The 25,335-nt window shown below is 41.6% G+C and carries 14 protein-coding genes and 1 pseudogene; 5 read left to right on the forward strand and 10 right to left on the reverse strand.

What is annotated here, in order from left to right; genetic code table 11:
* Window positions 1-105 precede the first annotated feature (105 nt).
* Together OQX61_RS07630 and OQX61_RS07635 are read left to right on the forward strand one after the other, a co-directional pair.
* Entirely contained in the window at window positions 106-603 is a 498-nt protein-coding gene (locus tag OQX61_RS07630; RefSeq protein ID WP_265841056.1) for a phosphoheptose isomerase, read from the forward strand.
* A gap of 118 nt (window positions 604-721) precedes the next feature.
* Window positions 722-1,450 carry an acyl-CoA desaturase gene (locus tag OQX61_RS07635; protein ID WP_265841057.1) on the forward strand — a complete coding sequence of 243 codons (729 nt, stop codon included), beginning with the start codon at window positions 722-724 and terminating at the stop codon, window positions 1,448-1,450.
* Between the two features lie 273 nt (window positions 1,451-1,723).
* Here the strand turns inward: OQX61_RS07635 and OQX61_RS07640 are convergent, their stop codons facing one another.
* From OQX61_RS07640 to OQX61_RS07660, 5 genes are all read right to left on the reverse strand, one after another.
* Complete coding sequence (locus OQX61_RS07640; protein ID WP_265841059.1) at window positions 1,724-2,146, reverse strand: SH3 domain-containing protein; 423 nt, start codon at window positions 2,144-2,146, stop codon at window positions 1,724-1,726.
* A gap of 14 nt (window positions 2,147-2,160) precedes the next feature.
* On the reverse strand, window positions 2,161-2,652 hold the full coding sequence (locus OQX61_RS07645) for a BON domain-containing protein (protein WP_265841060.1): 492 nt from the start codon (window positions 2,650-2,652) through the stop codon (window positions 2,161-2,163).
* A 607-nt stretch (window positions 2,653-3,259) separates the two neighbouring features.
* Complete coding sequence (locus OQX61_RS07650) at window positions 3,260-4,603, reverse strand: DEAD/DEAH box helicase (protein ID WP_265841061.1); 1,344 nt, start codon at window positions 4,601-4,603, stop codon at window positions 3,260-3,262.
* Between the two features lie 110 nt (window positions 4,604-4,713).
* On the reverse strand, window positions 4,714-6,060 hold the full coding sequence (locus tag OQX61_RS07655; RefSeq protein WP_265841062.1) for an MFS transporter: 1,347 nt from the start codon (window positions 6,058-6,060) through the stop codon (window positions 4,714-4,716).
* 87 nt (window positions 6,061-6,147) lie between these two features.
* Window positions 6,148-7,506 carry an amino acid permease gene (locus OQX61_RS07660; RefSeq protein ID WP_265841063.1) on the reverse strand — a complete coding sequence of 453 codons (1,359 nt, stop codon included), beginning with the start codon at window positions 7,504-7,506 and terminating at the stop codon, window positions 6,148-6,150.
* 110 nt (window positions 7,507-7,616) lie between these two features.
* On the opposite strand from OQX61_RS07660, the gene OQX61_RS07665 reads away from it, so the two are divergent.
* Window positions 7,617-9,554 (forward strand): DNA topoisomerase IV subunit B, encoded by a 1,938-nt coding sequence (locus tag OQX61_RS07665; RefSeq protein ID WP_265841064.1) that lies wholly within the window; start codon window positions 7,617-7,619, stop codon window positions 9,552-9,554.
* 122 nt (window positions 9,555-9,676) lie between these two features.
* On the opposite strand, the gene OQX61_RS07670 is transcribed toward OQX61_RS07665, so the two are convergent.
* Genes OQX61_RS07670 through OQX61_RS07680 form a run of 3 tightly spaced genes read right to left on the reverse strand, consistent with a single transcriptional unit; the run spans window position 9,677 to window position 18,156 of the window.
* The gene (locus OQX61_RS07670; RefSeq protein WP_265841065.1) at window positions 9,677-10,672 is read right to left on the reverse strand and encodes a YihY/virulence factor BrkB family protein; all 996 of its coding nucleotides are present in this window, start codon (window positions 10,670-10,672) and stop codon (window positions 9,677-9,679) included.
* A 7-nt stretch (window positions 10,673-10,679) separates the two neighbouring features.
* Window positions 10,680-12,962, reverse strand: coding sequence for a BamA/TamA family outer membrane protein (locus tag OQX61_RS07675; protein WP_265841066.1), 2,283 nt, complete (start codon window positions 12,960-12,962; stop codon window positions 10,680-10,682).
* Window positions 12,946-18,156, reverse strand: a complete 5,211-nt coding sequence (locus OQX61_RS07680; RefSeq protein WP_265841067.1) for a translocation/assembly module TamB domain-containing protein — start codon at window positions 18,154-18,156, stop codon at window positions 12,946-12,948. The genes OQX61_RS07675 and OQX61_RS07680 overlap by 17 nt, the downstream gene beginning before the upstream one ends.
* A gap of 166 nt (window positions 18,157-18,322) precedes the next feature.
* On the opposite strand from OQX61_RS07680, the gene OQX61_RS07685 reads away from it, so the two are divergent.
* Both OQX61_RS07685 and OQX61_RS07690 read left to right on the forward strand, forming a co-directional pair.
* A complete protein-coding gene (locus OQX61_RS07685) occupies window positions 18,323-18,811 on the forward strand; it encodes a cytidine deaminase (RefSeq protein WP_265841068.1) in 489 nt (162 codons plus the stop codon).
* 151 nt (window positions 18,812-18,962) lie between these two features.
* Window positions 18,963-21,566 (forward strand): annotated as a pseudogene (locus OQX61_RS07690) (DNA gyrase/topoisomerase IV subunit A); the annotation flags it as partial.
* A gap of 752 nt (window positions 21,567-22,318) precedes the next feature.
* Here the strand turns inward: OQX61_RS07690 and OQX61_RS07695 are convergent.
* Together OQX61_RS07695 and OQX61_RS07700 are read right to left on the reverse strand one after the other, a co-directional pair.
* Window positions 22,319-24,646 (reverse strand): M1 family metallopeptidase, encoded by a 2,328-nt coding sequence (locus OQX61_RS07695; RefSeq protein WP_265841069.1) that lies wholly within the window; start codon window positions 24,644-24,646, stop codon window positions 22,319-22,321.
* A gap of 56 nt (window positions 24,647-24,702) precedes the next feature.
* Window positions 24,703-25,287, reverse strand: coding sequence for a HupE/UreJ family protein (locus OQX61_RS07700; protein WP_265841070.1), 585 nt, complete (start codon window positions 25,285-25,287; stop codon window positions 24,703-24,705).
* Window positions 25,288-25,335 lie beyond the last annotated feature (48 nt).

Here is a 25,335-nt window from a genome sequence, read left to right on the forward strand (position 1 = left end):
ATTTTAATCCTTGTGCGTTGAATTACAATGGATTATGTTAATCCTGTGCTCCGGCACTTATTTTCCGTCGATATATATTATATTTGGCCTAAATACGAGAATAAAATGTCAGATCAGAAAAAAGAAATATTTGATGGCGTAGCTCAACGCTTAAAGATTGAAGGATTTAATGTGGTCAATCGTGATGAAAGCCGCCCTTGGGGAGGTTTTTTCGTAATTGATGAAGACCAGGCACAACAATTTGCCAATGTTTATTTTGATGGATTAAATGTTGATGAACTGAAAATATCAGGTAAACTGAGCCCAAAAATATTAATCGTTGCACCTAATACACGTTTGTCCTGGCAATATCACCACCGCCGTGCAGAAATATGGAGAGTGGTAAATGGTACGGCAGGGGTATGTACCAGTGATACAGATGAACAAGGAGAAGTAAAACAACTGACTCCCGGACAAACGATCAAATTAAAACAAGGTGAAAGACACCGTTTAATTGGTTTGGACGACTGGGGAATTGTTTCCGAAATCTGGCAACATACTGATCCGGCAAACCCATCTGATGAAAGCGATATTGTAAGAGTACAAGACGATTTTGGTAGATAATACCTAATAGATATGATTTAATCCCGTATAGGTAAAACTTATACGGGAATTTTTTTGCTATTTTGCAACCCAAACATCCAGACCTGACATAGGTCCGTAAGTACGTATATATACAAATATGATTATTTTAGTTTTCTTTCTTTTACACTGGTTCCTCTCTCTATTTTCACAAACTTTCTTTTTACATCGTTATGCTTCGCATAAAATGTTTAAGATGAATGCCTTTTGGGAGAAGTTTTTTTATGCCATTACCTTCCTGTCTCAGGGTTCCTCTTTTTTAAATCCAAGAGCGTATGCGATCCTACACCGGATGCACCATGCGTTTAGCGATACAGAGAAAGATCCGCACTCTCCACATTTCGTTAAAGATGTATGGGGAATGATGATTAAGACCAAAGATATCTACCTGAATTATTCTAAACATAATATTGAGCCTGAAGAGCAGTTTAGAGATAACTATCCTTCATGGCCAATCATCGATAAAATTGGGGATTCATGGATCACAAGAACCGTTTTTATTGGTTTCTATGTGTGGTTTTATGTCACTTTTGCAACCGCCTGGTGGATGTTCCTTCTATTACCGATCCATTTCTTAATGGGCCCTATTCATGGCGCTATTGTTAACTGGTGCGGTCATAAATACGGTTACTCAAACCATGATAATGACGATCATAGTAAAAACTCGTTGCCTCTGGATTTCCTGATGCTGGGTGAGTTGTTTCAAAATAACCACCATAAAAAACCGAATAACCCAAACTTCGCTTCACGCTGGTTTGAATTTGATCCTACCTATCCATTGATGAAGGTGATGCACTGGTTGCATATCATCCGAATCAGGAAGGTTTAAAACAATGACAGGATAACACCTGCTGAGTAAGAACAACACGCTGTCCTTATTCAGCAGGTGTTGTCCTTTATCATTACCTGTATAAGAAGAGATCCTGAATCGGTTGCCTGTAACTGTTCAAGGTGCTTATAAACCTTCAAAATCTACATCATGATTTTATAGACTGAAATCTTTTGTCCGGAAGGGGACATAATTTTCTAGGTCTATAAAATCATGATGTAGATTTCTACCGTGTAAAACCGCGGTGTATTATACCATGCCGCGGTTTTATATTTATTCTACAGGTGTCAGGTATTGAGTATAGGAGTAACCTTGTTCTCCGGCATCGGTTTTGATCATCCACCATTGGTCATTTTCTTTTCCAACAAGGGTAACAACTTCGTGTCTGGCAGCTTTCCCAACGATATCATCATTGGTACTTGGTCCTTTTCTGATGTTGAGGTTAGAGCTGTTGGTCGTTACCTTTAGCTTAGCACCTTCAGGAACACCTGCTACACTGTTGATGTTCATCACAAGATCTCCTGATGCATAATTAGGATCAAGGCGTTCATAGGTGTCCCATAATTGTTGTTTTACTGCGCCACTTGTAGCACCATCAATATACAATACACCATCTTGTTCACGTACATTTAAATCGTTTACACCAGCGGCAGTGGCAGCGTCAACCAGTTCTTTATATTTTTCTTGTAAAGCCATTTTCGGTCCTCCTGTTATTTAATCACCAATTGATTGTCTACTTTTTTAGGTTTCAAGGCATTTACTGCCATCATTAACTTTTGAAGGTCACCTTTGTTAAGTTCTCCTTTTAAGGTAACTATACCATCATTTACGGTTGCCGCAACTGTAGGGAAATCTTTTGTTGCATCTTTTACCGCAAGCGCTAATGGGGTATCCGCACTTACTTCAACTTTAGCCACTTCGACTGTCAGGTTGTTCACTACTGATTTAACTCCCGGAACTGCAGCTGCTGCTTTTGCTAAGGCATCTTTACTGGCTTCGTCTGTTACCTGACCGGTAATGGTAACTACTCCTTTGTCAACAGTTACGCCGGAAGCAGATAAGTTAGGGCTGGACTGAATCGCAGTTTCTACCGCAGTTTTTAGGTCAGCATCTTTCGGCGTGCTTTTACATCCGGCCATCGTTGCCACCATAAAGGCAGTAACCATTACCAGAGCCATCATTTTGCTCATAAGTTTTTTCATTTTTCGATAGATTTGGTTTAAACTATTGTTGCTCACCCCTTTCTGTTAAAGGTGCATATACAAGATAGCTAAATTACTTAACGTCTGATGTCGAAAAATGTTTAACAAAACTGTTTTTTTAAACAGATGATATCCACTTATTCTTAAAATAATCTATAAAATGATTGATGTTTTTAATTTACTTAAAGAACTCAAATAAATCTGTGAAATGTTGTTCTGCTTTAGAAATGAGATTTCTTTCCATTAACCGCTCTGGCCAAGGCTCTCTCTTAACTCTGGCCAAGGCTCTCTCTTAACTCTGGCCAAGGCTCTCTCTTAACTCTGGCCAATACTCTCTCTTAACTCTGGCCAAGGCTCTCTCTTAACTCTGGCCAAGGCTCTCTCTTAACTCTGGCCAAGGCTCTCTCTTAACTCTGGCCAATACTCTCTCTTAACCTTTTTTAATACCCCTGCAGTTTAGTTTCCCCAAGGTATTTTGTAGTATGTACAAAAAAAGCAAGCATGCTATGAGAAGACCTAGAAAATTTTACCCTTTTTCAGGGTAAAAGATTTCAGTATTCGAATAGTCTGCCTGCTTTTTTAGGGGAACCAAAGTACCCCCTCATTTTTATTTAGAGCTCCATCTGCGGCTTCCGCTGCTTGGTGTTCTTTTAGCTCCGCTCAGATTAGGCTCGCGTTGACCGCCACCCTGACCTTTTCCAGCAGCTGGTCTACCACCGCCGCCTCTGCTATTGCCGCCGCGAGAACCGCCACCACCACGTGAACCACCGCCACCTTTAGGTTTTTCAGTTGACGCGCTCATCAGGCTTTGCCAGCTCATCGCATATGGATGATCTTCCGTTACCGGAATACTCAATGCGATTAATTTCTCAATATCTTTCAAAAAGTCTCTTTCTTCCGCATCGCAGAAAGAAAGCGCTGTTCCACTTAATCCGGCACGACCGGTACGACCGATCCTGTGAACGTAAGTTTCAGGAATGTTTGGCAATTCGTAATTGATCACATGTGCTAATTCATCTACATCAATACCACGTGCAGCGATATCTGTAGCGACAAGAATCCTTGTTGCTTTTGCTTTGAAATTAGTCAATGCCCTTTGTCTGGCATTTTGTGATTTATTACCGTGAATTGCTTCTGCTTTAATTCCTACTTTGATCAGGTCTTTAACGATACGGTCAGCACCATGTTTAGTTCTGGTGAAAACCAACGCTGTTTCAATCGCTTTATCTTGTAAGATATGAATCAATAAGTTTTTCTTATCGTTCTTGCTTACAAAAAACATTTCCTGTTTAATCTTTTCAGCGGTAGAAGATACCGGAGTAACCTCTACTTTTAAAGGATTTGTTAAGATTGTATCTGCAAGTTTCTGGATTTCCTGAGGCATGGTAGCCGAGAAAAACAAAGTCTGTCTTTTAACAGGCAGCTTGGCAATTACTTTTTTAACATCATGAATGAATCCCATGTCCAACATTCTGTCGGCCTCATCAAGTACAAAGATTTCAACTTCCTTCAGGTTGATAAACCCTTGGTTCATTAAATCTAATAGTCTACCTGGAGTGGCAATAAGAATATCTACACCGCGGTTTAGCGCATCAGTTTGTGCTTTTTGGCCAACACCACCGAAGATCACCAAATGACGAAGCGGAAGGTTTTTACCATACGCTTTAAAGCTCTCCTCAATTTGGATGGCTAATTCGCGTGTTGGCGTTAAAACCAATGCTTTGATGTTCTTATGAACTTTAGAGTTTTCGTGAGGCTTGCTCAGCAACTGAAGCATAGGAATTGCGAAAGCGGCAGTTTTACCTGTACCGGTTTGCGCGCAGCCTAATAAATCTCTGCCTTGAAGTATAGTTGGGATGGATTGTTCTTGTATAGGGGTAGGTTGTGTATAACCTTCTGTTTGGAGCGCTTTTAAAATTGGCTCAATCAGGTTTAATTCTTCGAATAACAATGTGTTTGTCTTTTAATGTGTAATAATGAAACGAAAGAATATCGTTCAATGCAAAGGTACGTATAACTTTTGGCTTTTACATAATTCCCTTATTTATAGCTAACTAGTTGTTAATTAATGGGTTTGTTTTCTTTAAACCGGCTGAAAAATAATAGAGCCAGTACACATAGCACAAAGCCAACCACCCCGTTTAAGCGCAGTCCATAATCATGTCCGGGGTCTTTTCCGTAGACGGTAAGCATGGCGAAAACAGCAATTCCCAGCGTCTGACCGAGTTTCACAAACAGGTATTTTACGGCAAAAAACATCCCTTCATGGTTCTCTCCCGTTTCTTCGGTGTCTTTCTGAGCGATATCGGCAAGGATTGCGTTTGGAAGGATGCCCAAAGCTGCGAGCGGGAAGGAGGCGCAGCAAACCAGGATGTACATCTGCATGGTTGGAGAAAAAGGAAGCTGTCCCAGGAAAAAGATGGTGACAAATATCAGGCTAAGCACCGCAAAAGCAACGAGTACCAGGGGCTTTTTTCCGAACCTTTTAGCGCCATAATTGACAAAAGGATAGAAGACCAGAGAGAGGACCACCATGGTCCCCATAAATTTCCCGCCGTCCGAATCCGGTAAGCCCAATAAAACGGTCACAAAGAACAATAATCCGCTGGAAATAATGCTTAAGGCAATGTAATAGCTGAAATCTGAGATCAGGTAATACTTGAAATTTGAATTCCTGAATGTGTTTTTTATAGCTGGAAGGAGGGCGATATGCGTAGGTTTAGCATTCGTAAATTCCCGTTCATTGATGAAAATAATAGGTAGTGTCATCACCAGTCCCGAGAAAATACTGAGGCCCCAGATGGTGTATTGTAACGCTTCGGCACGTTCCGTTAGCGGGAAAAAGTGCTGGATTATATCCGCATAATTATTACACAAAGCGGCAACAATCATCCCCAAAACAAAACCGACCTGCTGATAAGTGGAGAGACGAACTTTCTGATCGGCGCTATGCGTCAGCTCCGCCAGTAAAGCATTATATGGAATGATATAGGTAGTCACCGAAACGAAAAAACCGGCCAGTACGATCGTCAGCCACCAGGCATTGGTGATGCTTTCCCCTTTGACCAATGGATAGAAAACCAGGGAGCAAAAAACCACTGCCGGGAGGATTGCATATCTCATGATCGGGATTCGTCTACCGCCGGGATTCGTACTGGAGTCACTTAGGGAAGCAATAAAAGGATCGTACATGGCATCGAATAATCTGCCGGAAGCCGCAATGAGTGATAAAATATTGAAAGCGCCGAATACTAAAAGCTGTGGCACAAGCGGGGACAAGCCAGAGTTGTTTGGTGGCAGGTAAAAGTAAGGTAACATCACAATAATCAGGTTCGTCATGATGCTCCAACCCATCATTCCGGCAGCATAAGCGATCTCTTTATTTAAGGGCAGTTGTTTTATCGGCATCTTCTGTAATTCGGATTCGGTGTGTAGGTTTGGTCGCTTTTTTTCATGTCTTTAGGGCTGGTTTCAAATCAGGAAGGGCCCGGTTCATCAGGTCTTGTTTTTTCCTTTCCTTATGAAAACATTCAGAAAGTAAAGGAGAATAAATCCCGCAAAAATTAACAGGCCATTTGTTCCTGCTTCGGGGTCATTAAAGTAAATACTGACACCTACAAAAGTATAGGCAGCAATGAAAATCAAGGGGAGGAGCGGGTACAGTTTCATACTGTATATTGTGCGCTTGTCCAGATGTGCCGTTTTTTTCCTCAGCAAAAAGATCGTTGCCGCTGAGGTTGCCATACCGATACAGTCTAAAAATATGGTGTAGTTTAAAATCTTATCGAAAGTCTGTGCGTAGAATAAGGTGAAAATAGAAATGATAGCAAACACGGTGAGGCTCACCACCATCACGTCATTTTTTGCGCTCTTTTTACTAAATATCGCAGGTAGTGCTCTTTCTTCGCCCATGGCATACATCACCCTGGGGTTGCTCAGTAAATTAACATTTACATAACCCAATACGGAAAAATAAACCAGACACGAGAGGATGGTGAAGCCTGGTGGGCCGAATATTTTTCCGGCAAGGATGGCTGCGATGCTCTCCGCAGTTTTCAGCTGCTCAAATCCGATCACTTTTACATAAGCATAATTGATGGCCATATATAAAACGATGATGATGGCGAGACCGGTCATAATTGCCCTTGGAATCACTTTATTCGGTTCCTTGGTTTCGCCGCCAAAGTTGATGGTTTGCTGGTAGCCGCCGAAGGTAAAGGAAATCGCAATCAGGCAGATGCCGAGGGCTTTTCCATAATCCATCCAATCCGGCGGAATACCGGTGGTGGTTTTAAATTCCGGTAAACTATTGCTGAGGCTTGCTGCTCCGGGACCGGTGAAAATAGCGCAAATTAAAATCAGCACCATTCCAATCTTCAGCATCGACAAAACATTCTGCGTCTTCGCACTTACTTTTAGCCCGGATAAATTGAGCAGGTAAAACAGAAAAATGGTGATTGCGGCAATGACAATCCGGTAAAATTCTGTCTGTAGTTCTAAAGGAAGGATAATTTTACTCAGGTATTCAGCACCGATCAGGGAAACTCCGGCAACCGAAGCCGCATTGGAAACCACAATGATACAATTGATGGCAAAGGCAATAGAAGGGTGGTAAAAAGCAGAGAAAATCTTATAATAGCCACCGGTGACCGGGAATCTGGAGCCAATTTCCGCATAAGTTAATGCGCCACACAGGGCAACCAGTCCGCCAATGATCCATGCGGAGAAAAACAACTCAGGGACCTGCGCCCCTGCGGCAACATTGACCGGAGTCCGGAAGATACCCATCCCGATTACCAAACTGACCACAATCATAGATAAGTCGAAGAGGGAGAGCTGTTTCTTATCCGCCATGGGTCTCTGTTTTATTTCCTGAATATACACGAAAATGTGTATTTGTTGAAACTTTGATGTTGATTCACCGGCATATTACCTTAAATTTGTAATTCTACTCAAATTACATCATGGCTGAACCGAATTATAACGAAGATAGTATACGCTCCCTCGATTGGAAGGAACACATCAGGCTGCGTCCCGGTATGTATATCGGTAAACTTGGAGATGGATCTGCTCAGGATGACGGGATTTATGTATTGCTAAAGGAGATTGTCGACAACTCAATTGATGAGTTTGTGATGGGCGCCGGACGTACCATAGAAATTACCGTTTCTGATCAGAAAGTAAACGTCCGCGATTATGGCAGGGGAATCCCATTGGGTAAAGTGATCGACTGTGTGTCGAAAATTAATACGGGTGGTAAATACGATAGCAATGCCTTTCAGAAATCTGTAGGACTGAATGGGGTAGGTACCAAGGCCGTAAATGCTTTGTCTAATAATTTCGTGGTGCAGTCGTACCGTGATAATAAAACCAAAAAGGTAGAGTTCTCCAGAGGAGAGGTGGTGATCGACAATCCGATTATTGATACCACGCAACGCAATGGTACTGCCATTACGTTTTATCCGGATGAAACGATTTTCAGAAACTATCATTACATCAGCGATTTTGTGGAAAGCATGATCTGGAACTATGTGTTCCTGAATGCCGGATTAACCATCAACTTCAACGGACAAAAATATTTATCTGAACGCGGACTGTACGACCTGTTGCATAAACATGCAGGGGCAGAAACCATCCGCTATCCGATTATTCACCTGAGAGGGAATGATATTGAGATCGCCATGACTCATGGTCAGCAATATGGAGAAGATTACCATTCTTTTGTAAACGGTCAGCACACTACTCAGGGAGGTACGCATCAGGCGGCATTCCGTGAGGCTGTTGTGAAAACGGTAAGAGAGTTCTATAAAAAAGAATACGACGCTGCGGATATCAGGGCTTCGATTATTGCTGCCATCTCGATCAGGGTACAAGAGCCTGTATTTGAATCGCAGACGAAAACAAAACTGGGTTCCCAGAATATGGGGCCGGACGGACCTTCTGTAAGGACCTTTATCAATGATTTCGTAAAGAAAGAATTAGACGATTACCTGCACAAACATACCGATGTGGCAGATGCTTTATTGAAAAGAATCCTGCAGTCGGAAAGAGAACGTAAAGACATCGCCGGAATTAAAAAACTGGCCAACGACAGGGCTAAAAAAGCTTCCCTGCACAATAAAAAACTAAGAGATTGTAAGGTGCATTTCAACAGCACCCACGAGAAAAGATACGAAACCACGCTGTTCATTACAGAGGGAGATTCGGCTTCCGGATCTATCACCAAATCAAGGGATGTGGATTGTCAGGCAGTATTCAGTTTAAAAGGGAAGCCTTTAAACTGTTATGAGCTGACTAAAAAAGTGGTGTATGAGAACGAAGAGTTCAACTTGCTGCAACACGCCCTGAATATTGAGGATGGTATGGATGGTTTACATTACAACAATATTGTAATCGCTACCGATGCCGACGTAGATGGGATGCACATCAGGTTGCTGATGATGACTTTCTTCCTGCAGTTTTTCCCGGATCTGGTACGCTCAGGACACGTTTACATCCTGCAAACACCTTTGTTCCGTGTTCGTAATAAGAAAGAAACCATTTATTGCTATAGTGATGAAGAGCGTAAAGCAGCCATCGCCAAACTAGGTAATAAACCGGAAATCACCAGGTTTAAAGGATTGGGCGAAATCTCTCCGGATGAGTTTGGCTTGTTTATCGGTAAAGACATCAGACTAGACCCTGTGATCCTTAAAGATCAGACGATCAAAAGTCTGCTGGAATATTATATGGGTAAAAATACGCCCGACAGACAGCGTCACATCATCCAAAACCTAAGAATCGAAAAAGATACTTTAGAAGATATCGTGGCTCCATTGGATCGTTCCAAAGCAGCTGTTATCAGCAGGGGTTTAGAATCCGATGAAATGACAGGTGAAGAAATGGTCGCAGAGTCAGCTTAAAAAGCGATGATAAATTTATAAAAATGGCCCGTAAATCAATTGATCTACGGGCCATTTTAATTTCTATCCGATGGTATCCGCCGGTTTTATGCTGTTCTATATTGGGTTTCCCCGTTCTTCAACTACTTTAAGCGTACGGTGTCTTCCGGATGCTGCGGAGGTAAAGCGGTAACTTCTTTCTCTACGACCACTACCTTAGTATGTACCGCGTACTTGCTGGGCTTAATTCCATCCCCATATTTTTCTGCATAGGCTTGTGTAAACTCTGCGCCAAAATAAAGGATAATCGCCGTATAATAAATCCACAGCAGAATCACAATGATGGATCCTGCGGCACCAAAAGCCGAAGCCGGATTGCCAACTTCTATATAAATGCCAATCATATATTTACCGATTCCAAACAGTAAAGCCGTAAATAAAGCGCCAATAATAGCAGGCCTCCATTTCAGTTCTACATCAGGTAATACCTTAAATATAATCGTGAAAATACTGGTCACTACGGCCAGCGTGACCGCATTGGTTACAATTAACATCATCAGTTCAGAAACTTCTGCTATGCTGATGTAAGCGGCAATCTTATGCCCGAGGCCAACCACAATACTGTTGACCACCAGAGAAACCAGGAGTAAAAACCCTAAGGACGCAATCAGCGAGAAAGAAAGGAGTCTGTTGATGATGAGTTTTTTCCAGCCTTTTTTAGGCACGGCTTTCACTTTCCAGATCAGGTTGATACTGTCCTGGATTTCAATAAAGACCGCCGTAGCACCGATAATTAAAGTACCGATCCCTAAAATTAGTCCCAATGTGCTTTTTCCGCTGTAATTGGCATTGTTCACGAAGCTCCTCAATTGATTGGCTGCGTCTTTACCGACCATGTCTCCAATCTCCGCAAAGAACTTCTCCCTCGGATTGATGTTGCTCAGATCTGCGGTGTCACCTAAAAATAAGCTGGCTGCGGAAAGAACAATAATGATCAGTGGTGTTAACGAAAAGATGGTGTAATAGGCCAGAGCCGCACTTAATTTCATCACCCGGTCTTCCATAAAACCTTTTCCGGCCGCAATAAAAAGGTGGCCGGTTGCCTTAAGAAAGTTGAATGTCTTCTTGATAAAATCCATATAGCTGTTAAAAAGGGTACCCAATACCCAGATTGAATGTTAAGTTTTGTTTTCTCCAGGCACTGCTGCCAAAATCAATGTCCCTGATCACCCATGCTGGTCCGGTTGGTAAATCGGGTCTTCTGATCGGGAAGGCCAGGTCCAGACGGATCACAAAGAAAGAAGCATCAACCCTTAGTCCGGCACCGGTACCTACGGCCATCTGACTCAGGAAGCTGTTAAATTTGAATTGTCCACCCGGTTTTAATGGATCGTTTTTCCGTAGCCAGATATTTCCGGCATCGATAAAAGCAGCCCCATAAAGCATGCTCACTATTTTGAAGCGCAGCTCGGTATTCAGCATGATTTTAATATCGCCACCCTGATCTTTGAAGGTTACACTATCAGGGATCACATAGGAACCCGGTCCCAATAACCTGGAACCAAAAGCACGGATGTCACTACTTCCACCGGCAAAAAACTGGCGGACAAATGGCATTGGCTTATTTCCATAAGAATACCCAAAACCAACATTCAGACGGTTTGCCCAGATTACCTTTTTGTTGACTTTATAATAATTTCTCAGGTCACCTTCCAGTCTGATAAACTGAGATAATGCCGTGCCAAATAAAGATTTTTTCCCTGCATCGTCTTTAGACGCAAAGAGGCCGACAAGTGTACCTGAGGTTTCCAGATCTCCGGAGAAGTAAATGTTGTTTCTTTTATTTTGATTCACCTGATCATTGTAGGTGAAATTATAGTTTAAACCAATGATAAACTGATTTTCTAAACTTGTCCTTAAAGAAGGGTTTTTCTGAAATAAAGTAGCCGAATCTACTACATTCGATTTCACGTAGTTGATAGAGATTGGGTTGAAGATATGTTCTTTATAAATGTTTTCCTTCCATTCATAGCCAAACTCCGCTTTTATCGCTTTCAAGGTGTAATCCACCCTGTCCAGAATTTGATAAGAGGTTAATATGTTGGTTTTAGGGATAAAAGCATTTGTACTGTTGAACTTAAAGAAAGGAAGCAGAAAACGTGGAAAGATCAATTTTGCCTGTCCGGTTAAGGAATAGGAATTCCCTTGTTTCTGGTCTGATCCCTTGATTTGTTTCTCAAAACCACCGCTGGCACTGATTTCCAATTGCTCGGCACCACGAAATACGTTTCTGGTGGTCTGCGTTAGCTTCACCTCAGAACCGACAAAGTTATTGGATTTACTAGTTCCGATCACCTGGAAAGACAAGGAGTTTTTCTTTAAAGGGGTCAGGTAGAAGTTTACGTTCAGCTGATCATTTTTGAAGCTGTCTACCGGTATAAAGTCTGCTTTTACCACCTTGAACGTTCCGATGTTTACCATTCTGTTTAAAGATTGGTTATGGTCTCTGCGGTTATATAGCTCTCCTTTGTTGAAAAATACAAGACGGTCGAATACGCCCAGCTTAAACGTGTTTTTTGGATCTTTAATGATGAAGTCATTATAAGTAACCGGTGTACTGGCCCGGATGGCAGAATCACTTCTCAGGCTATAATTTGGGTAAATGGTAATGTCATTGATGGTATAAGGTTTAAGTGCCGCATTCGGCGTAATCTCTTTTACTTTTACAAAGATGTTTACCCTGTTTTTTCCGATGGTACTGTCGACCTGTAGGATCAGGTAATCCGGGTTAAAATAAAAATAACCGCTTTGCTTAAGGTCGTTGTCTATCCGTTCGCGCTCCGCTTTGAACACATCGAAATCATAAAAACTTCCGGGTTTAAGCAGGGATTGGCTGGAATTGTGGTTGATATGGGCAGCGATTCCCGCACTGTCTTTTGGGAATGTGACTTTATTAATAATATATCTATCGCCGGTTTCAGCAGTATAAATGGCTTTTGCCTTTCTGTTTTTGACCACCGTATCTCCGGTTACCTTTGCTTGCAGATAGCCCTGACTAATCAAATAACTGCCTAAAACGGCATTGTTATAAGGGATTTTAACCTGGCTTTGCAATACCGGGGGCTCTCCAACTTTATTTCTCAACCAATATCGGATGCCTTTTTGTTTCTTAGGTTCGCCAGCCAGGTTATAGATATATAGTTTTACTTTTAATCCTAAAAATGATTTATTTGGACGTGGTCTGGTCTTAGCCTCCAAAATCCCCTTCACATCTTTTTCCTCCGAAATCTTTCCTGTAGAATCCGGATTGATGATCACCGTTGCACCTGTATATAGGTTTTGTCCGGGGGGCAGGTATTTAATATTGCTGCAGGCAGAAAATACCAGGCAAAGACTCATAAAAAATAAAGGTCTAATTCGCTTTCTCATTTTTGGGCTTCTGTTCTTTTTTATTCGATCTTCTATCTTTAAACTTCCTAAAGATCTCACTGAATTTATTGTAATCTACCACCAGGGCAAAACCTATTCCGGTCTCTATAATCTGACCTTCAATAATGCCTTCCGTCTGATTTCTTCTATAGGCACGAAGGCGGTAACGTCCGTCTTTAGATAGTAAATATTCTATGTTTACATTGCCGGCAATGTTACTTGCATTCTCATTATTTTGACCTGAGCCACCCTCTAACCCGAAAGAACTACCCACCGTAACGGTCAGCCTGTCGTCTAAAAGTTTCTTGGATAAACCTATCTCTAACTCTGTGCGGTTCTCCATTTTTCCCGTAGAATAATCTTCCGAAGTATTCAGTCCGAAGTTAACATCGACCCCTTTGATCAGGTCGGAAGCCAGATTGTTCAATTGCTGCGTCAGTAGTTTACTCACACTCTGACGGGCGTAATTGGCCACAAGGCCGTTGCCACTTCCTGCTAAACTCTGGAAAGGATTATCAGCCACAAAACGTTCCAGTGCCAATAGTGCGAACACCTGTTTGTTCAATTCACTTTCATTGGCATTCACCTGCTGCAGTTTAGTATACACTTGCCCGCCAATAATTCCGCGTTCATTTTCTGGTAAGTCCAGCTTGAAGCTGATGATAGGTTTCATAATTTCTCCGGTGATCATCAGATATACCTGGAACGGGAATTTTTGCTTGGATGTGTTTCTTGTTTCTTCACTTACTTCATTGGCGATGAGGTCGATTGCTGGAGCATTCACCTCGTATAAAGCGGTAATGTCCACATTGGCAGAGGTCGGCTCACCAGTCCAGACAATGCTACTGCCTTGTTGAATCTTAAATTCTCTGGTCACGATACCACCAACAGAAAGTTTATAAGATCCATCGCTTAGTTGATACCTGCCAGTCATACTGATCTTACCACTCGGATCCATTGTTGCATTTAAAGTGCCTTCCCCTTTTACTTTTAGCATATCGCCATTAGAAGGATCAACGACAACCGTAAATTCAGCTTCTTTATTCATTTCTATATCGGCACTTAGATTGATGCCCTGGATTGGCGCTTTGCTTACGCTGTCCGTAGATAAGGCTTTATTGCCATTAAATGGCGGGGCATCTTCATCTATAAACTGAACCACGCCCTCCTGATCTATGATCGAAGGATCCGAAGTTGGCATGGCAAAGAAAAATTTGGTTCCTTTATTCACGGAAATCGCCATATTGATTTGCGGCTGATTTAAATCTCCACGAATTTTGAAGGCACGGGTCGTCACAAATACTTTTCCATAAATCATGTCATTATCGGCTTCTGTGGAGTTCATCAACCTGAAGTTATTGGCAGAAATGTCCAGCCCAAAGCGGAAGTCACTATAATTGGTTGTGTAAACCATCCCATTGACCTTTAATGGCTGATTTAAGGAGTCCAGTACCGTAAAGTTGTTGAATTTGATCCCTTCCTCATTGAAACTGATGGTCTCATTCGGCATTCTGAAATAAGAATTCACATAGGTAGCAGTAAATGCAGCCTGGTTGAATTTCAGCTCTCCAAGTATTTTTGGTGAAGTTAAAGCGCCTTTCACAGTCATTTGCCCGCTAATACTTCCGGAGCCTTTTTTAATCTGACCCATAGAAACACTTTCCAGCTCTTTCAGGTCTATCTTATCCACATTCAAGGTTAAATCTAAAGCGCTTTCCGGTGAGGTATAATAGAAGCCATTGGCCCGAAGTTCATGAACACCAGATAAGGAGATATCTGTTTCAAAAGCGTTTTCTGTATTGTTGTTGACGGCCACACGCAGCGTACCCAGCTGGTCTTTCTGGTAGCGGAGCTGATCAATAGTCAGGTTAGCCTCAAATTTTGGGGTACCCATCAGGTCTTTCGCATCCACCGTTCCATTGATTGAACCACCAACAAGCGAGCTGTCCTGCTCAGCAAATTTGGTTAAGGTCTCAATTTTAAAATCTTTAAAGAGCACTTTTAATGGCGCATTGGCTTCATTGCTCACACTGTTGACGCTCAGTAACTGATTGTCCCTGCTGATGTCAAAGTCCCGGGCCATAATTCCCGATTGCCCAAACTGGATGTAATTGTCCGGAGATACCACCCATTTCTGGTAGTTTAACAGCAGCTTCTGCGGATCCAGACTAAAGCGGTAATCTTTATTGATAGACTGGAAGGTACCGCCAAGCAGGTATTTGTCTTTGAGTTTGCTATCTCTTAAATAAATGTTAATCCCTAAGTTATTGCCCACAGCATCTCCGCTAACTTCGGTATTATATAGGTTGATGGAAGAGCTTTGCAAGCTTTTTACGGTCAGCTTATAATTGATTTTCTGATCGGTATTGTCGATGCTCAATCTGGTGCTGTCTACTTTGTAATCGCCATAAACCACATGAGGAACCCATGCTTTCATCGCTAAACTGTCTTTCTTTGTATCCAGTAATCCGTAGATATAGGAAGGGGAGAAGGTCGTTAGTGAAGGCACAAAATCCTGTATGAATTTAGGGTTGTATATTTTGGCAAAGAAACGGATACGCTGATCAGGAATCTGTTTTACTTCTCCAAATTGATAGTATTTGTTGATTTGATTGGTCACCGCGGTGGCCAGATTCGTCAATTGGTACTTTCCGTCGATACGTGCGCTCATCAGCTCCGATTTTAAGGTCAGCAGACTTTTTTCTGCACTGGTTTCTGCATGAAGCTGAATCGTGTCCACGTTAAACCTTTTGCCTTCTTTTACGATTTGCAGGCCTTTTATAAAGACATCGCCGTTCAGGTAATCGACATCGGCAGTACTTAAGTCTGCATCTAAAGTACCGGCAACTTTAAATTCCGTCGGACTAAAATTCAGGGCTTTCAGGTCTACCTGCGTCAGATCCATTTGTGCTTTTACGGATGGATATTTACCTGCAATATTTACCGCTGCGGTTAAATTGAAGTTCAGGTTGCTATCCGCCATATTGCTTTTCAGGTTCAGCTTTTGTTGTGCATAGGTGCCGTTTATATCCAGGTTTTTGTAAGTGTATTTGTTATAAGTAGCAGTCAGAATCTGCCCCTTGATTTTGACTGCGGCAGTTTTTGCATCTAAACCGGTTCCGCTAATTGTGGCTTTAGCAGTAATCCTGCCCAGCTGTGCCTGTTGTTTCAACAGTTTTCCAACATTGAAATTGTTCAGGCTAACGTTGGCCGTATATTGCTCTTTGCCTTTCGGCCCCTTCATCGTGGCCAGTAATTTAGCCGATCCCATATCCGTATTGATGTTGAATCCGGTGTTGAAGTTGGTTAAAGACCCTGTAAACTTACCAGTGGCCTGAATCCTGTTTGGCAGTTCTATATTTGTGGGTAAGGTGTTTTTAGGGATAACAACCAATAAATCTTGTTTGGTTAGGGAGAACTGCTTAATGTTCAGATCCAGATAAAGCTTGTTCATATCCGGCAATCCTCTGACCTTACCATTGAGGTCTATATTCGTGCTTTTTAAACCAGAGGCTTGAAAACGCGGGATATTCAGGTTGTTGAGGTAACCATTAACGCTGCCATTGATCTTTAGTTTTTCATTCCTATAGGCTGCAGGAACGGCATCGGAAAAATAGCCGGCATCCTTAAGACCTATCGTAGAGTTTTTAACCACCATGTTGATTTTTACCTTTTCCGGATGTTTCGTCAGGTCATCCATGGAGGTATAGGTCAATGAAGTCGCATTTTCAATGGAAGTATTCGGTGTTTTTAAGATGAAGTTTTTGACGTAAATGGCCTTGTCGCTGTAAGAAACGTCACCTTGAAGCCTTGACAACTGGAAGCCGCTTTTTTCTCTCATAAAGCCTTTATTTACCTTCACTTTGATGCCATCCGGACCATATGCCAGTCCCTGAGCTATGACATCCAGATCTCTGATTTTTAAGTGATTAAAATCCATGCCTTTGCTTGGCTTAGCACTAAGATCGTCGTACTGGATGTTATTTTTGGAAAGATTTAATTTGCTCAGTAGTAAAGAAATCGGGGCCGAAGCAGCAGGGTCTGTACTGGCGGCTCCTTTCGCAGATGTTGCGGATTTTGTAGCTGAAGCCGCTTTTTCCGATGATGAAGCTTTTCCCGATGATGAAGGTTTTGCTGGTGCTGCGGGTCTAAAGGCAAAGAGCACATCAGAATTGTTTAATGTCGCTTGTTCTAACTGGTATTTGCTTTTAGTTAAATCAGCCATCAATTTGCTGATAGAGAATTCTTTGAGATTTACTTTGGCCTTCATCTGATTAGCGGAGGCTTTATAATCTACGGTAGAATTGTTGATTTTCCCTTCCGCAACATTGTATTTGTTGTTGGTCAGGTCGGCAATCAGTTGCGTCAACACCAGCTCATTCAGGTTAACATCCGCGCTCATTTGCGACAACTGATCGTCAAAGCCGATCTTCACCTTGTTAAAAACAAAATCCTGGATCTCTACTAAAGGAAGTTTTCCGGATTCCGTTTTTGCCGTGTCCATACTTTGTTCGAGCTGCGCTTTTAATTGCGTGAGTGGTTTTCGCTGCGCATATTTTAAGTCGGTATTTTTTAAGGAAAGAGATCGGATAACATAGCGTTGCTGATCCATGTCAAAGTCTTTAATATTGGTTTTAAACTCACCAAGATTAAGTTTCATCTCATTTCCTGCAACATCATCACGATACACAATGCCAATATCTTCCAGACTGATTTTATTGATTGAAAATTTAAGGGTGGAGGTCGTATCTTTTTCCACCTGATCTTCCGGTTTCTTTTGATCAGACATAAATGCGTCCACTAAAAAGGAGAAATTGAAAGTGGTATCCGGATTAATCCGGGTCACATTGGCCCTTATTTTTTCTAAAGAAATATTATTGATCTCTATTTTATTGTTGAAGATTTTGAAGAGGTCCAGGTCGACTGCCAATTTCTGCGCATACAGTAACGTGTCACCTTTTTTGTCTTCCATATAGAACTTGTTCATCACAATGTCCTTAGGGAAGGCAATATGGATGCTTTCCAGGCTCACCTCCGTCTTAGTCTTGTTTTTTAAATAACTGATTGCCTGGTCTTTTACGAAGTTTTGAACGGCAGGGATATTTAGAGAAACTACAATAAGGATCAGGAGCAAAATGATGCTCGCGATGATCCATAAGACGACTTTAAAACTTTTACGTATATATTTATTCAATTGGCTTAAATTGATAGTTTGTAGTATTATGGGTTAACTAAAACCATGCCATCGGGCAGGTTTTGGCATGTTCTCCCTATTAGTACAATCAATATAATAAAATTGTTTATGATCAGGGTTATGAAATTGATTTTTAGGGAAGCCATGGAATTTGTATGTTTAGCGCATGGAAGAAAGAAATTTCACAATCAGCTACCAATCATTTGAGGGCCTGGAAGAGTTAAACGAGAAGGATAAATTATTATGCTTAAAGGCAGAGGAAGCATTGAAAACATCTTATTCCCCGTATTCCAGATTCAAAGTAGGAGCAGCAGTAAAGTTAAAAGACGGAAGAATAATCCTGGGAAGTAATCAGGAAAATGTAGCTTATCCATCGGGTTTATGTGCGGAAAGGGTAGCCCTGTTCAGGATCGGTTCAGAAGATCCGAATGCCGTGATTGAAAGTATAGCAATTACCGCAAAAACTGATAACTTTGTCATCGATAAACCGGTGACTTGCTGTGGTGGCTGTTTACAGGTCATGGCAGAATTTGAACAGCAACAAAAACAGGAGATTGAAGTCTTGTTCTATTGCATCAACGGGGAAATTTTAAAAGTTAAAGGGATAAAAAATCTGGTGCCTTTCCTGTTTAAGGAATCGCGACTGTCAGTATAATTGTTTTTGCTAACCAGGCTGTGTTCTTCCTGGTTAAAATAAGCTAAATCTCTTTCCTGAAGCAGGTATTTCTTAATGGGGTACTGTTGGGAAATCGCTGCTTAAAATTTCGTTTTCAACCCTTATATTTACAGAATCCAATCCATTTTTGATGAGCGACGAAATAGAAAAAAACGTAAACGAAGAAAGCAAACATACCGTAATTCCTATCAACGGACTTTATGAAAACTGGTTCCTCGATTATGCTTCTTATGTTATCCTGGATCGAGCCGTACCACACATTAACGACGGTTTGAAACCTGTTCAGCGACGCATTTTACACTCGCTGAAAGAGATGGATGACGGGCGTTTCAATAAAGCAGCAAACGTTATCGGGAACACGATGAAGTATCACCCACACGGGGATGCCTCTATCGGCGATGCCATGGTGCAGATCGGACAAAAAGATTTGCTGATCGACTGTCAGGGTAACTGGGGTGACCCGATTACCGGAGATAGCGCCGCTGCGCCACGTTATATTGAAGCACGTTTGTCTAAATTTGCCAATGAAGTGGTCTTCAACGGAGATACAACAGTATGGCAGTTGAGCTATGACGGCCGTAATAATGAACCCGTTACCTTACCTGTAAAGTTCCCTTTATTATTGGCGCAAGGTGCCGAAGGTATTGCTGTTGGTTTAGCAACGAAAGTAATGCCCCACAATTTCATCGAATTGCTGGAAGCTTCCATTGAAGTGCTAAAAGGACAACGCCCAAATATATTACCCGATTTCTTTACCGGTGGTATGGCAGATTTTTCTGCTTATAACGAAGGTATGCGTGGTGGTAAGATCAGGGTGAGGGCCAAAATCACAGAAAAAGATAAGAAGACTTTAGTCATTACGGAGATTCCTTTCAGCACCACTACCGGTTCTGTAATTGATAGTATCCTTTCCGCAAATGATAAAGGAAAGATCAAAATCAAGAAGATTGAAGACAATACTGCCGCTCATGTGGAAATTGTAGTGCAGCTGGCACCCGGAATATCTCCGGATGTGACCATTGATGCACTTTATGCCTTCACTTCCTGCGAGGTGTCGATCTCTCCAAACACCTGTATCATTAAAGGAGATAAGCCTCACTTTTTAAGTGTGAACGATATTCTGATTGAGAATACGAACAACACCAAGGCTTTACTGAAACTGGAATTAGAAATTAAATTGAACGAACTTCAGGAGAAGATTTTCTTTAGCTCATTGCTGAAAATCTTTATTCAGGAGGGGATGTATAAAAATGCCGAATATGAAAATTCAGGCAACTTTGACATTGTAGTAGAGGTATTGAACAGGTTGTTCGTTCCTTTTATGCCGCAGTTGTACAGAGATATCCTGCCGGAGGATTTCAAAAAGCTGATCGATAAACCGATGAGCAGCATTACGCGCTTCGATGTGAAGAAGGCGGATGATCAAATGAAAGCACTGGCGGATGAGATTAAAGTCGTAAAAAATCATTTACGTCACCTGACAGATTATGCCATTGCCTGGTTCCAAAAATTACTGGATAAATATGGCAAAGGAAGAGAGCGGAAAACGGAAATCCGTTTATTCGATAGGGTAGAAGCTTCCAAAGTGGCTTTAGCAAATGTGAAGTTATACCTGAACAGAGAAGAGGGGTTCATTGGTACCGGTTTGCGTAAAGATGAGTTTATAGCCGATTGTTCGGATATCGATGAAGTGATCGTATTCAGGGAAGATGGAAAATGTATCATCACCAAAGTAGCTGATAAAACATTTGTAGGTAAGGGAATCTTACATGCGCAGGTGTTTAAAAAAGGAGATGAGCGTACGATTTACAACCTGATCTATAAAGATGGGGCGAGTGGAATTTCTTACGTGAAACGCTTTGCTGTAGTCGGTATTACCCGTGATAAAGAATACGACCTGACTAAAGGAAGTAAAGGCTCAAAAGTCCTTTATTTTACGGCCAACCCTAACGGGGAAGCGGAAATTGTTACAGTTTTACTGAAGCCACATACAAAATTAAAGAAAACCCAGTTCGATCTGGATCTTGCAGAAATCGCCATCAAAGGACGTGGTTCGCAAGGAAATATCGTTTCCAAATACCCGATCAAAAAGATCTTACTGAAAAGTAAAGGGGTATCTACCTTATCAGGATTGAAAATCTGGTATGATGAATTGCTGAGAAGGTTAAATGTGGATGGCAGAGGTAAGTATCTGGGCGAATTTGATGGAGATGATAAAATCCTGCAGGTACATAAAGATGGTTGGTATGAGCTGAGTACTTTTGATTTAACCAATCATTTCGATGCGGATCTGATCCTGATTCAGAAGTATGATCCTGAAAAGCCTTTTACGGTAGTTCAGTATGAAGGTAAAGCAAAGAATCACTTTGTGAAACGTTTTGTTTTCGAACCAATTGGTGTAGGAAAAAAACTAAGTCTGATTTCTGAAGAAAACGGATCTAAGTTCCTTTATTTAACCAGCAACCCTGAGGCGATGTTAAAGGTAGATGTGTTAAAAGGTAAAACACAGACTCCGGAGACACTGGAAATCCTGCTTTCTGAATTTATTGATGTCAAAGGAATCCGTGCAAATGGAAACCGTTTAACACAACATGATGTTCAGCATATCGAAATCTTTAACCATGAAGAGGACGAATTGGAAGAGGTAGGGAAAGTAGACAATAGTACGGAAGAAGATACTGGCGAAGAACCAGAAAATACAGATCCTGAAAGTACCGACCCGGATAACACAGACCCTGACGATAGCGGAACTGAGAACAATACCGAAACTGAGAACGATGCTGATGAGGCTGAAACAAGCACAGACGGTCCTGTCGTTAGCGAGCAAAGCCCTGAAGAAAGTACTCCTGTTGCTGAAAGTCCGGTAGCAACGAAGGTAACAGATGTATCCCCTGAAGCCCTTGAAGAGGCTTTGGAAGTAGACCCGGTCAAAGAAACACCAGTAAAGGTTAAGAAAGTAGTAGTGGAACAAATTACGCCGGAAGAACCTGTTGTGGATAAACTGTTGGTAAAAGAGGTTATTCAGGCTCAGGATGTGGATAACGCTGTGGATAAGGCTGTGGAGAAGAAAGAAAAACCTGCGGTTAAAAAACCGTTTAACACCACTAAAAAAGAGCTGGTTAAGGATAGTTCAGTTGATGTGGAAAATCCAAAAGAAGCTTTGAAGGCGCCAATTGAGGCAATAACAACAGCAACTGAGGAAATAACTCCGGTAACGGAGAAAACAGCAACAGCTGAAGAAGCATCAACACCTGCAGAAAAAGAAAAGCCTAAAAAGGCATGGAACGCTTCAAAAACAGATAAAGAAGAGAAGCCTGCTAAGAACATCATCTTAGAGATCACCAACCCTGATGATGTAGATATAGACAATAAAGGTCAGCTGGGTTTGTTTTAAAGCCCCTTTAAAATAGCTCATGAAATAAAAAGGCCCCAAATTTAAATTTGGGGCCTTTTTATTAGGATCAGAATAAATCAGGAAATCCTGATTTATTTTTGTCGGGCTTGTTGCATTGGATTGGTACCAGTAGAGCTACCTCTTGGCGCTTGCTGCTGCTTGAACAGCTCAAACCTTGAAGGTTGCGCTTTCCTTGGCCAGGAGTTGTTCTGCTCGTCTATATCTGCCGTTTCACGGTAAGGGTCTAACTGAACCGCGATGACTTCCTTGTCTTTTGCAAAAACCTTAGTCACCTGGTTTTCATTCTTTCTCCATACATAAGCCGGAATGCGGTCTATTTCTTTGCTGCCATCTTTAAAAGTCCATTCAATGATGATTGGCATGACTAAGCCACCTTCATTAGAGAATTCCAGTTCATAAAAGTTCTTTTTGCTTTCATAAAGCTTTTTCTCTTCATCAGATAGGGAGCTATAGTATTTTTGGAATTCTCCGTCTGCAGTCTTAGTCACCTCAAAACGGTCAAACTTATTGTAAAAATCCAATAAGCTGGTGTCCTGTTCCACGGCAAATTTTATCCCTTCTTTTCTATTGCGGGCTCTGCTGATATTGTCATTGCTTTTATCAAATGATTTTTGATTTTCTTTGTTTTCCAGCTGTTGTTTTTTACTGTCCATACGGTAATAACGTACGTCATTTAAGGCGATATCCACCGGATCTGTTCCGAAAAACCAACCCCTCCAGAACCAATCCAGGTCTACTGCTGAGGCATCTTCCATCGTACGGAACAAATCAGCAGGCGTAGGGTGTTTAAAAGCCCATCTTTTAGCATATTCTTTAAAGGCATAATCAAACAGTTCTCTGCCCATTACGGTTTCTCTCAGGATGTTTAAAGCGGTGGCCGGTTTCGCATAGGCATTCGGACCAAAGTTGATGATGTTTTCAGAGTTGGTCATAATAGGCTCCAGCTGATCCTTTGGCATTTTCATATAATCTACAATCTTATGTGCCGGACCACGTTGAGAAGGGTAGTTAATATCCCATTCCTGTTCTGCCAGATATTGACAGAAGGTGTTTAATCCTTCATCCATCCAGGACCATTGGCGCTCATCGGAATTGACAATCATCGGGAAAAAGTTATGTCCGACTTCATGGATAATCACACCAATCATTCCATACTTTGTCGATTCTGTATAGGTACCATCCTTTTCTGCACGGCCATGATTGAAACAGATCATCGGGTATTCCATTCCGTTTGCCGCTTCTACAGAAATGGCCACCGGATAAGGATATGGGATAGTGTGTTTCGAATATACTTTTAAGGTATGGTCAATTACTTTAGTCGAGTATTTACTGTAAATCGGGTATGCTTCCGGACCATAGTACGACATAGACATGATTTTTTTACCGTTAATATGGGTGGCCATCGCATCCCAGACTAATCTGCGGGAGGATATCCAGGCAAAATCTCTTACATTTTCTGCAACATAAGTCCAGGTTTTTGTGCCCGTAGCTTTTTTTGATAAAGCAGCTTTGGCTTCTTTAAGGTCTATAATTTCTACCGGAGCTTTTGCCGTTTGAGCAGCATTCCATCGTTTTAAGCTGTTGCTGTTGAGTACCGCTGCATAATTCTGACATTCGCCCGTTGCACCAACGACGTGATCTGCCGGAACGGTCATGTTTACTTTATAGTTTCCAAATACCAGTGCAAATTCACCTCTTCCTTCGAATTGTTTATTTTGCCATCCCTGATAATCGGAGTAAACGGCCATTCTTGGGAACCATTGGGTAATGGTGAACAGGTAATTGTCGTCCTCAGGGAAATATTCATAACCACCTCTGCCATTAGCGGTCATCCGGTTGGAAATGTTATAGGTCCAGGAGATGTTAAGTTTATACTTTCCTTTGGGTTGAAGTACTGCCGGCAGGTCGATCCGCATCATCGTATTGTTGATGGTATAGGGAAGCGGAGTTCCTTTTTCATCAGTTACCCGGATGATTTTTACACCCAGATCATTCGGACTGTTTATAATTCCCGCCAATTTCTGGTAATCCATTTGGTCGGTCATCTTACTGGTTTCTGTCAGCTTGTTGTCGCTGGTAGATTTATGCTCATTCTCATCCAGCTGCACCCATAAATAGCTGAGTGGATCAGGGGAATTGTTATAATAAGTAATCGCCTCTGAACCCTTTAAACGGAGGTTCTTTTCATCCAGTTCCGCATTGATTTGATAATCTGCGCGTTGTTGCCAATAGGCAGGACCTGGTGCGCCTGAGGCTGAACGGTATGAGTTCGGGTCAGATATAATTGTTCCCAGTTGCTCAAACTTATTGCCATGATTGGATCCGGGATTGTTTAAATATTGTGCAGAACCATGTATGCTGATCAAGAGTAAAGCAAGTAGCAGTAGATTTCTTTTCATTTGTTATTTGTAAGGAATTAATCGGTGGTGTAAGGTGTTTGTTCTTTATTTTTCATTTAAAAGGCGGCAGAAAATCTTTCAGCAGCCATAATAAAGGAGATGCCAAATATAGCGGATGAAACAAAGAAATTCCAGTCCCAGCGCTTAATTTTTAACACGCCGACCAGGATTGCGGAAAGTAAAAGAATGCCAATCACAATGATCACCTGGCCGAACTCTAATCCGAGATTAAAAGCCAAAAGCTCAGGGACGATATTCTTACTTTTTCCAAGTAAACTTCTCAGGTAATTGGAGAATCCCAATCCATGGATCAGGCCGAAAAATAAAGCCAGGAGATATTTGAAGTTTGTTGCCCCGTTTTTTGGTCTTTTATTCAGAATATTACCAGCCGCAGTAATCAGAATGGTAACGGGAATTAAAAATTCAATGAGGGGAGTGTGAATGTTGATCAGTTTAAAAACGCTTAAAGCGAGGGTAATACTGTGACCAACAGTGAATGCGGTTACCAAAATCAGGACCTTCTTCCAGTCGCTGATGGCGTAAGTTACGCAGAGGACGACCACAAAAAGGATGTGATCATATCCCTGCCAGTCTAAAATGTGTTGCCAGCCTAACTGGAAATAAAGCCAAAAATCTTGCATTGTTAATTGAATTCGTAATTTTGAATTAATTATACACACATTTTTTTA

The organism is Pedobacter sp. PLR, from assembly GCF_026239675.1.
Taxonomy (GTDB): domain Bacteria; phylum Bacteroidota; class Bacteroidia; order Sphingobacteriales; family Sphingobacteriaceae; genus Pedobacter.

Excerpts from the sequence above, each read along its gene's own strand:
- OQX61_RS07670 (WP_265841065.1), bottom strand. The coding sequence starts at position 10,672 with ATGGATTTTATCAAGAAGACATTCAACTTTCTTAAGGCAACCGGCCAC.
- OQX61_RS07645 (WP_265841060.1), bottom strand. The coding sequence starts at position 2,652 with ATGAAAAAACTTATGAGCAAAATGATGGCTCTGGTAATGGTTACTGCC.
- OQX61_RS07630 (WP_265841056.1), top strand. The coding sequence starts at position 106 with ATGTCAGATCAGAAAAAAGAAATATTTGATGGCGTAGCTCAACGCTTA.
- OQX61_RS07640 (WP_265841059.1), bottom strand. The coding sequence starts at position 2,146 with ATGGCTTTACAAGAAAAATATAAAGAACTGGTTGACGCTGCCACTGCC.
- OQX61_RS07665 (WP_265841064.1), top strand. The coding sequence starts at position 7,617 with ATGGCTGAACCGAATTATAACGAAGATAGTATACGCTCCCTCGATTGG.
- OQX61_RS07655 (WP_265841062.1), bottom strand. The coding sequence starts at position 6,060 with ATGCCGATAAAACAACTGCCCTTAAATAAAGAGATCGCTTATGCTGCC.
- OQX61_RS07695 (WP_265841069.1), bottom strand. The coding sequence starts at position 24,646 with ATGAAAAGAAATCTACTGCTACTTGCTTTACTCTTGATCAGCATACAT.
- OQX61_RS07685 (WP_265841068.1), top strand. The coding sequence starts at position 18,323 with ATGGAAGAAAGAAATTTCACAATCAGCTACCAATCATTTGAGGGCCTG.
- OQX61_RS07700 (WP_265841070.1), bottom strand. The coding sequence starts at position 25,287 with ATGCAAGATTTTTGGCTTTATTTCCAGTTAGGCTGGCAACACATTTTA.
- OQX61_RS07635 (WP_265841057.1), top strand. The coding sequence starts at position 722 with ATGATTATTTTAGTTTTCTTTCTTTTACACTGGTTCCTCTCTCTATTT.
- OQX61_RS07675 (WP_265841066.1), bottom strand. The coding sequence starts at position 12,962 with ATGAGAAAGCGAATTAGACCTTTATTTTTTATGAGTCTTTGCCTGGTA.
- OQX61_RS07660 (WP_265841063.1), bottom strand. The coding sequence starts at position 7,506 with ATGGCGGATAAGAAACAGCTCTCCCTCTTCGACTTATCTATGATTGTG.